Here is a 6,609-nt window from a genome sequence, read left to right as displayed (position 1 = left end):
AAAATTAATAGCCAAGGGCGGCTATCGCCACAAGATCACTTGCGACGGCCAGGAAAATAACAAAATTCCAGCGCCGCGCCTATCGCGCCATGCGCGTGCGGCAACCAATCCGGCCGACAGTGCCATTCGTGTCAGGAACCGTTGTTTTGTTTTCTCGGACGGCCTTGGGGCTGTTGCGTCGATTCCAAGCCCAGTCGACGCACCGTTCGTTCGCTCCATGCTGCGTCGCCCAATGGGCTCGCCCGCACCACGCTGCGCCGCAGGGCCTGCAACTCCCCTATCGCGCGGCTCGACGCGGTCAGGACGGTGATGAACGATTTGGAGCACGGGCGGGCGGGCCGCCCGCTCGCGCTTGGCCAAGCCACCGAACTGCTGTCCCTTTAACTTCGCTCTTAAAGGGCATCTTCCGTCGCGATGGCGGGAGGGCTTCGTCGCGAATGGTCGTCCAAGCGATAACGGCGACAAGCGATGCCCAAGGAACCGGCGGCTAAACCTAAGAGCAAGATCGAGGAAGGTTCGGGCACGGGATTGACATAGGAAGCCTCGAGCGACGCTTCGACGCTGCTAATCTGCGCGGAGCTTAGAACGCCTGAATAGACTTGGATTTCGGCGATGTCGCCGACAAAATACTCGTCGCTGTTGGCGGAGCCAATCGTCGTAATCGGGTTGAAGGTGGCGCCACCGGCGGTGCCATCGTCCAGGCCGTCGGTACGAAATGTGGCCCCAGAGCTATTCGCGGCGACATCGATCAAATGAAACGTATCGCCCAGGGGGGTGTCGCTTTGCCCGAGGTTGCTCAAGCCTTGGCTCAGCAACTCTTGCACTTCACCATGGCTATCTCCGCCGATTCTGTACTGGAAAGATCCTGGAGCGTTGGCGCCCCCGGAAACGATCGTTTTCGAGGAGCCGTCGCCGCTGGATTCCTCGAAGGCGAATACGGTGAAGCCATTTCCGCTTTCCGGGATGGCCGAAGTGAGATTCAACAGGTCGCCGCTGGTGAACTGCACCGCCGACGAACCGTTCGGCGTCGCGTCGGACAGCAAAGTCGGCATTGCGCCGGCAGGAGCCGTGGCGCTGTCGCCGTTGCCCGACGAATCGGTCCAGACGCCGGTGGCGGGATCGTAGTTTGTGGCCTTCAGATCCAAAAGGATGCCAGCCGAAGCGCTCGCTGCGCACGAGCCGGCGAGCAGCAGGGAGAGGATGACCGTTCGAGAAAAAGATGCCATGACCAAGCCGGAATGCATTAACCAAACCGCGAGCCGCCAATTGAGCCCTACCCTGCGATTGTAATTTTCGAGGCGAGGAACACAAGCGAATTGTAAGCTGCCGGTTAAGAATTTGGTCGAGGAAGTGGCAATCGGCAAGCCTCGTCGAGGATAATTACGACATGAGTCCGACACTTGGCGACCGCAACGCGTCGCCGGTGGGCTCGCCGGCTCAGGCTCGGCCGAAAAATGACTTCCGCTTTTTGAACCCTTCACGCTGCCCTCTGCCGCGAGGGGCGAGGGGCTGTGGAGAAGTTATTTTTCGGCCGAATCTCAGTTGCGCCGGTTGCTGTTCGAGAGGAGCGAGAGATAGTAGAGCAGCGTGAGGATCGATTGCAGGGTCGCGGCGACGTAGGTCAGAGCCGCGGCGTTGAGCACCTTGTTGACGTAGACCATTTCGGCGGGCGGCACGATGCCGAGCTGCACGAGCTGAACCTTGGCCCGATGGCTGGCGTCAAATTCGACCGGCAAATTCACTACCTGGAAAAACACGATGCAGCTAAACGCGATAATGCCGAGCAAGATCAGGCCGGGAAAGTGAAGCACATAGCCGAGCAACAGCAAGATCATCGATACACTGCTGCCGAAGCTGGCTGCCGGTACGGCCATGTTGCGGATGCCCATCAATGCGTATTGCTGGGCATGTTGCAGGGCGTGGCCCGACTCATGGGCCGCGATGCCGACGGCGGCCAGATCGCGGCCGCGATAGTTTTCCGAGCTGAGCCGCAACACGCGCTGGGCCGGATCGTAGTGATCCGATAGCCGGCCGGGAATCTCTTCGATGGCCACGTCTTGCAGGCCGGCGGAGTCCAAGATATGCCGCGCGGCAGCCGCGCCGCTCAAGGGCGCCGGCTGCTTCTGTGCCGCCGCCACGGTCATTTTCACTCGCAACTGCGCCCAGAGACCAAGCACCAAAGCCGGCGCGACCCACAGCAAGTAATTGAAATTATAAAGCGGATTGAACCAGAACATGAAAGAAGAACCCTGGTTGGATGATGAATGATGAATAATGCCGGGAGCGAGCCCGACCGCCTTCTATCGATTCGGCGTGGCGATCGAAATATTAGCCCAAGTAGATTATACCGGGCAATGGAATCCTTGCCGGCGCAATTCCGAAGCGGGCAACCGGGCGAGCCGCCGATCGCGCATATTGCGGAAGCCTGCGGATGCGTTGCAAATGGAAGGAGTTGATCCCGTCACTCGCCCGACCACTTGATTATCAACGCCAGATCGCCACGGCTTGAGTGACGGTCCAACGTGATTCGCCGAACGCATTTCGAGCCCGGCCAGTTGGCGGTTCGGCCGCCGTTTGCTCCAGCGTTGCGCAGCAGCGTTGGACGAGTCGGCCGTCGGCAGCCTGGAATCTGGTTGGCGGCTGGCTAAATCGTATCGCGTTCACGGTTTGCGGCGGGCAACTGTTCGCTGCGCCGTGGATCGGGTATTATCGAGCGCATGGTCTCGTCCACCGCCGTAATGCACTCCACCGAGCAGGCCCCGCCCGGCGACATCCGGGTGCTGATCGTCGACAACGACACGTCGCACGCCGAAACGGTCGCCGAAAGCCTCGAGCGCGTCGGCTATCAATGCGCCGTGGCCACCTCCGGCACGGAAGGCGCCCGCAAAATCGAGCAGGAATCGTTCGACGTCGTGATCACCGACTTGAAGATGTCGGACCTCGATGGCCTGGCCCTGTTGGCGCGCACCAAGCAAGCCCTGCCGGAGGCGGAAGTGATTCTCGTCACTGGCCATGGCACAATCCCCTCGGCCGTGGCGGCCATGCAGCAGGGCGCCTTCAACTATCTGCAAAAGCCCTTGGATTTGGCCCAGCTACGGGTGATCACGGCAAAGGCCTCCGAGGCCGTGCGGCTGCGGCGAACCAATGTCGAACTGAATCGTCGGCTCGACGAACGCTTCGGCTTCGAGGGCGTGATCGGCTCCAGCCCGCAGATGAATGCCGTCATCGACCGGCTAAAACGCATTGCCCCGACCGACGCCAGCGTGCTGATCCAGGGCGAAACCGGCACGGGCAAGGAACTCGTCGCCCAGGCGATCCACCAGAACAGCCCGCGAAAAAACAAACCGTTTGTCGCCCTGAATTGCGCCGCGCTGAGCGAAAACATTCTCGAAAGCGAGCTCTTCGGCCATATTCGCGGGGCCTTTACCGATGCCTCGAATGATCGCGTCGGCAAATTCGAATACGCCCACGGCGGCACGCTGTTTCTCGACGAAGTCGGCGATATGCCGCTGGCGACGCAGATCAAATTGTTGCGCGTGCTCGAAAGCGGTGAAATCACGCGCGTCGGTTCGAATGATCCGGTGAAAGTGAACGTGCGGATTCTGTCGGCCACGAATCGCAACCTGGAAGACTCGATCGCGGCCAACACGTTTCGCAGCGATCTGTATCATCGGCTGAAAGTGATCACGATCTCACTCCCCCGGCTCGTCGAGCGGAGCCAAGACATTCCCCTGTTGATCGAGCATTTCATCCGCCATTTTGCCCGCCGGCATCATAAGACGATCAAAAGCATGTCGACCGGGGCGCGGTTGAAGTTGATGGCCTTCGATTGGCCCGGCAATGTGCGCCAGTTGCGCAACACGATCGAGAGCATGGTGGTGGTCGACAACGACGGCGTGCTCGACATGGACGATCTGCCCACGGAACTGATCGGGCAGGCGCCGTTGGCCGTCGAGGCGTCGACCGGCAGCATTTCCAGCCTGGTCGGCAAGCCCTTGGTGGAGGTGGAGAAGCTGTTGATTGCCGAAACGCTGAAATTCGCCGGCGGCAACCGCGAACACGCCGCCGAACTCCTCGGCATCGGCGAACGCACGCTCTACCGCAAAATCAAGGAATACGACTTGTGATCGAATGCCGAATGCCGAATGCCGAATGCCGAAAGAATGACGAAAGAATGACGAAGCCCGAATGCCGAATGACGAGGGATCAACACACGCCGCAACGGTGCGACTCGGCCGCCGGGTTGGCTGCACGTCCTAACCACTAACCACTAACCACTAACCACTAACCACTCGTCCCTCGCCCCTCGCCCCTAACATGCCCTCCATCCATCAACTCTCCGCGAGCGTGATCAACCAAATCGCCGCGGGCGAGGTGGTCGAACGGCCGGCGAGCGTCGTGAAGGAGTTGATGGAAAACGCGATCGACGCCTGCGCTCGGCGAATCGACGTCACCGTGGGGCAGGGTGGGATGGAGTTGGTTCGCGTGGTCGACGACGGCTGCGGCATCGATGCCGAGCAACTTGCATTGGCGGTCGCCCCGCATGCCACCAGCAAAATCTGTCAGGCCGACGATCTCTTTCGCGTGGCGACGCTTGGCTTCCGCGGCGAAGCGCTGGCGTCGATTGCCGAGGTGAGTCGGTTTGTATTGCGAAGCCGGCCCGAATCGCAGCAAGCCGGAGCGGAACTGGAATTGACCGGCGGTCGGCAGTCGCCGATTTCGCCATGCGGTTGCCCGGTCGGCACGCAGATCGAAGTGCATAATCTGTTTTACAATACGCCGGTGCGGCGCAAATTCTTGCGCACGATGCAAACCGAGATGGGCTACACGAGCGAGGCCTTTACGCGGCTCGCGCTGGCTCACCCGACCCGCCATTTCGCGCTCCGCCAGCAAGACAAGTTGGTCTACGATCTGCCGCCCGCCGACGATTGGCTCGACCGCATCGCGGCCCTGTTTGGCTCTTCGCTTGCCGAGCAACTGATGTGGATCGAGAGCAGCGATGGCGAAGTGCGGCTGTCAGGCTACGTCGCCAATCCGACGCAAAGCCGCGGCAATCAGAAAATGCAATATCTGTTTCTCAACGGCCGGGCAATCCGCGACCGGGCCCTGCAACATGCGCTCGGCGAGGCCTATCGCGGGCTGCTGCTCACAGGGCGGCATCCGATTGCCGTGTTGCAAATTGAAATGCCGCCGGAATTGGTCGACGTCAACGTCCATCCGACGAAGCTCGAAGTCCGATTTCAGGATGGCGGCCGGCTGTATAGCCAATTGCTGGGAACTTTGCGCACACGGTTTCTGACGACCGATCTGACGGCGAAATTCCGCCCGGGCGGGGCTGGCGGCGGAATCGACCGTAACGCAATCGCCGACGGCGACGGATTGCTGCCGAGTTCCGCCGCAGCGCCAATCGATCCGACCGGCGGCCACGATGCGCAGCGTGCCGCGCAAATGCGCGAAGAACTCGTTCGCTGGGCAAAAGGAGAATTGGCGGCGATCGGCGGAGCCGGCACCCAGACAGAAACGGTCTCGCTTGATAGCGCTGCGGGCTCGGTTGCCGGCAATGCGTACAAGGGAGGCTCGCACGGCGGCAGACCGTTTGGCCCGAGCGCCGGCGGGCGAGACTTCGGCCCAATGGTACGAATGCCCTCGCCTTCGTCGCAAGCATTGGAACTGGTGCCGCTCGATCGCGCTCGCTTTGGCTTGCCCGGCGCCCCAAGCACGGCCATGCCGACGGCCGATCGGCCGCTGGCGCCGGTTCGTCAGCCGAGCCCGGCGATTCAGGTTCACGATCGGTATTTGATCGCCGAAACGGACGACGGCATGGTGGTGATCGATCAGCATGCATTGCACGAACGCGTGCTTTATGAGCAGGTTCGCGAAAAGGTGCTCGCCGGGGCGCTCGAGACGCAACGGCTCTTGGTGCCGGAGCCGGTCGATTTGAGTCCTGCGGAAACGGCCGCGGCATTGGCGAATCGCGAGCTATTGGCACAATTGGGAATCGAGGTGGAATCATTCGGCGGCGGAACGCTGCTGGTCGGCAGCTATCCGGCAATGCTAGTCAAACTCCGCCCGGCCGACATGTTGCGGACGCTCGTCGAACGGCTTGTCGACGGCGGCAAAGCGCCCGATCGCCGCGATCTGTTGGACGATTTATTGCACATGATCGCCTGCAAGGCGGCAATCAAAGCCGGCGACCGCCTCACGCCCGAGGAAGTGGCCGAGTTGGTCGAGCAGCGCCACTTGGCCCAAGACGCTCATCACTGCCCCCACGGCCGCCCGACCGCCTTGGTCTTCACCCGCGACGATTTGGACCGGCAATTCAAGCGGACGTAGTTATATGACGACAACTCACGAATACCGCGGATACGTCTTTACCATCGAGGATCAGCCGCAAGACCCGGCGGATGCCGCAAGCTGTGCGGACATCGCCGAAATCGCCACCAGCGGCGAGACGTTGGCGGAAGCAATTGTGTCCTTCCGGCAAGCGTGAAAAATCGGTCACGGGGCGGCGGGGCCGTACGTCCGCGGTGTAATTGTGGCGCGGACTTGGACCACGCGGAGACAGCGAGGTCGCCAACGGCGTCAATCGCAGGTTATTGCGGCCGCTAT

Annotated in this window: 5 protein-coding genes; 3 read left to right on the top strand and 2 right to left on the bottom strand. The window is 61.3% G+C overall.

Features of this window, described 5'->3' with window-relative positions; genetic code table 11:
• Nucleotides 1-392: 392 nt before the first annotated feature.
• Both VHX65_06530 and VHX65_06525 read right to left on the bottom strand, forming a co-directional pair.
• Nucleotides 393-1,226: a LamG-like jellyroll fold domain-containing protein gene (locus tag VHX65_06530; GenBank protein ID HEX3998186.1), complete on the bottom strand. Its 834-nt coding sequence runs from the start codon at nucleotides 1,224-1,226 to the stop codon at nucleotides 393-395.
• A gap of 312 nt (nucleotides 1,227-1,538) precedes the next feature.
• Nucleotides 1,539-2,237: a zinc metallopeptidase gene (locus tag VHX65_06525; protein HEX3998185.1), complete on the bottom strand. Its 699-nt coding sequence runs from the start codon at nucleotides 2,235-2,237 to the stop codon at nucleotides 1,539-1,541.
• Between the two features lie 480 nt (nucleotides 2,238-2,717).
• Between VHX65_06525 and VHX65_06520 the strand changes: the two genes are divergently transcribed.
• The 3 genes from VHX65_06520 to VHX65_06510 all read left to right on the top strand — a co-directional run bounded on the left by VHX65_06520 (nucleotide 2,718) and on the right by VHX65_06510 (nucleotide 6,490).
• The gene (locus VHX65_06520; GenBank protein HEX3998184.1) at nucleotides 2,718-4,127 is read left to right on the top strand and encodes a sigma-54 dependent transcriptional regulator; all 1,410 of its coding nucleotides are present in this window, start codon (nucleotides 2,718-2,720) and stop codon (nucleotides 4,125-4,127) included.
• A 190-nt stretch (nucleotides 4,128-4,317) separates the two neighbouring features.
• A complete protein-coding gene (mutL, locus tag VHX65_06515; GenBank protein HEX3998183.1) occupies nucleotides 4,318-6,333 on the top strand; it encodes a DNA mismatch repair endonuclease MutL in 2,016 nt (671 codons plus the stop codon).
• Between the two features lie 4 nt (nucleotides 6,334-6,337).
• Entirely contained in the window at nucleotides 6,338-6,490 is a 153-nt protein-coding gene (locus tag VHX65_06510; GenBank protein ID HEX3998182.1) for a hypothetical protein, read from the top strand.
• The last annotated feature ends 119 nt before the right edge of the window (nucleotides 6,491-6,609 follow it).

The sequence above is a fragment of the Pirellulales bacterium genome (assembly GCA_036267355.1).
Classification (GTDB): Bacteria; Planctomycetota; Planctomycetia; order Pirellulales; family DATAWG01; genus DATAWG01.
Note: the sequence above shows the minus strand (reverse complement) of the source record. Positions and strands in the feature narration are given on the sequence as shown.

Excerpts from the sequence above, each read along its gene's own strand:
- VHX65_06530 (HEX3998186.1), bottom strand. The coding sequence starts at position 1,226 with ATGGCATCTTTTTCTCGAACGGTCATCCTCTCCCTGCTGCTCGCCGGC.
- VHX65_06525 (HEX3998185.1), bottom strand. The coding sequence starts at position 2,237 with ATGTTCTGGTTCAATCCGCTTTATAATTTCAATTACTTGCTGTGGGTC.
- VHX65_06520 (HEX3998184.1), top strand. The coding sequence starts at position 2,718 with ATGGTCTCGTCCACCGCCGTAATGCACTCCACCGAGCAGGCCCCGCCC.
- mutL (HEX3998183.1), top strand. The coding sequence starts at position 4,318 with ATGCCCTCCATCCATCAACTCTCCGCGAGCGTGATCAACCAAATCGCC.
- VHX65_06510 (HEX3998182.1), top strand. The coding sequence starts at position 6,338 with ATGACGACAACTCACGAATACCGCGGATACGTCTTTACCATCGAGGAT.